Consider the following 1,763-nt stretch of genomic DNA (forward strand, 5'->3'; position numbering starts at 1 on the left):
GCTTGGTGGGGGTCATCACGGTCTCTCCTTGGGTTGATCGCCACGGATGTGGCGCAACGAGTGAGCGCGCGGGTGAACCGCCTGAAAAGCTATATCTGGAGTATATTCAGGAGCGCTGTCGGACGAGCTTGACTGCCCCCAGCCAGGACTTGCTCCGTTGACAGGCGTCCAGCCAGGCCGGTCCGGGATCGTGCCGGACGGCAGGGCTCTCCGGCCTGTCGATCTGGGCTGGGACGCCCTGCCGGCGTCGGGATGCTCGGCGATCTCGCGGGCACGCCCCAGGAGCTATGGTGGGGGCACCGGGACGTGGCGGGCGGCGGCCATGGCGTGCGGCATCAGGAAGTCGGCCAAGGCGTCAACAACGCCGTTGAGATCGCCGGGATCTTCGGCGAGGTTCTCGACGAACGCCCGCCACTGCGCCCGTTTTTCCGGATCGCCGGAGAAGGCCGGCGTCAGTGCGTCGGGCGACACGGTCGGCAAGGCGGTGCCACGCCGAGCGAATGTGGCCGCCATGGCCCGCGCCAGGCGATCATCGTCGAAAGCGAAGAGACGGCTCAGGACCCAGACGTCGTAGAAATCCTTTAGACGTGTGTTGGCCCGGCCCAGGTCGACCATGGCCTGAAACTTTTCGGCGATGACCGTCTCGCGGGCATAGGTCCGCAGGCGCGCCGTCGGAAAATCGAGCAATGCCGGATAGTCAATCTCCTCGATGCCGGGCTCTGTGGCGTCGCCGAAGCCGATGTCGATCGTGACCTTGATTTTGGCGCGGTCGATGGTCGCGGTGGTTTGCAGGCGAAGGCCGCCATAGGCCGCTTCCTCACGGATCCGATCCACCCGGAGCCCATCAACGTCGAAGACGACCCCATCTTCGTCGACGGGGATCGCCAGAACCTCGCGGAAGACCTGGAGCATACCTTCGGGGCTCGGCTCGCCGAAGCCGAGGAAGTCGACGTCCCGGGTGCCCCGCAGCGGAATCTCGAGCCAGGTCATCAGCAGCATGGCTCCCTTCAAAACGAACCGGTCGCTGTGCTCCGCCCTGGACAGGCGATAGAGCAGCCGTTCCAGACCATAGCGGACCAGAAGGGTCTCGAACGGTTGGCCCGTGGTCCGCGCCAGGTTCTGAAGGCGGGCCCGAACCGAGGCGCCAATGTTGCGAACGGGGTCAGCCATTGGCGGTCAGGGCCGTGAGGTAGGGCCGCACGATAGAGCCAACTCGTCCGCGATCGGCGGCGTCCAGGATTTGCGACGGGCTGACCTTGCCTTGACGAAGTCCCTCCTGAAGACCCTCCAGAGCGACGGCCAGTCCGACGGACCGTCGATGGCGGAAGCAATCCGCGATGGTCTTGGGGATGTCAAAGATGCGAACCTCGACGCCTTCGACCGTGATGGTCTCGACGCCGTCCTTCAGCAGATGGTCCGCAAACCGTACGATCCGCAGCGGCGGGACGGAGGCGCTCGGCGACCAGTCCTTATGGCCGATGGCCACCCAGACCTTCGAGGGCAGTTGGTCCGTCAGGCCATGATAGGCGAGCGCTGACACAAGACAGATCACGCCGTTGGGGACCCGCAGTGCCGCCTCGGCCAGACTGTGTTCGGTCGTGTAGTCCGCGTCGGGGGCCTGGTAGAGGCCGCGCCCCAGTTTCACGGCTTCGCCGGCGTCTTGCATGCGACGCATCGTTGCAGCCGTGACGCCAGCCGCTCTGAGGTCGGCCAGACGCATCATGCCTCGCCTGGCGAGCATCTTGCGGGCAAGGTCGCGATTG

The 1,763-nt window shown here is 65.6% G+C and carries 2 protein-coding genes; both read right to left on the bottom strand.

Annotated elements, in window-relative coordinates; translation table 11 throughout:
- Positions 1–285 precede the first annotated feature (285 nt).
- Positions 286–1,170 (bottom strand): nucleotidyl transferase AbiEii/AbiGii toxin family protein, encoded by an 885-nt coding sequence (locus Q0588_RS12955; RefSeq protein ID WP_298746820.1) that lies wholly within the window; start codon positions 1,168–1,170, stop codon positions 286–288.
- Positions 1,163–1,763, bottom strand: a 601-nt coding sequence (locus Q0588_RS12960; RefSeq protein ID WP_298746823.1) for a type IV toxin-antitoxin system AbiEi family antitoxin domain-containing protein, incomplete at its 5' end; no start/stop codon positions are given. The genes Q0588_RS12955 and Q0588_RS12960, both read right to left, overlap by 8 nt.

Origin of the sequence: uncultured Brevundimonas sp., from assembly GCF_937870815.1 — a bacterium.
Taxonomy (GTDB): domain Bacteria; phylum Pseudomonadota; class Alphaproteobacteria; order Caulobacterales; family Caulobacteraceae; genus Brevundimonas.

What these genes read in the sequence shown, in the direction of transcription:
- Q0588_RS12955 (WP_298746820.1), bottom strand. Translation starts at nt 1,170, where the DNA reads ATGGCTGACCCCGTTCGCAACATTGGCGCCTCGGTTCGGGCCCGCCTT.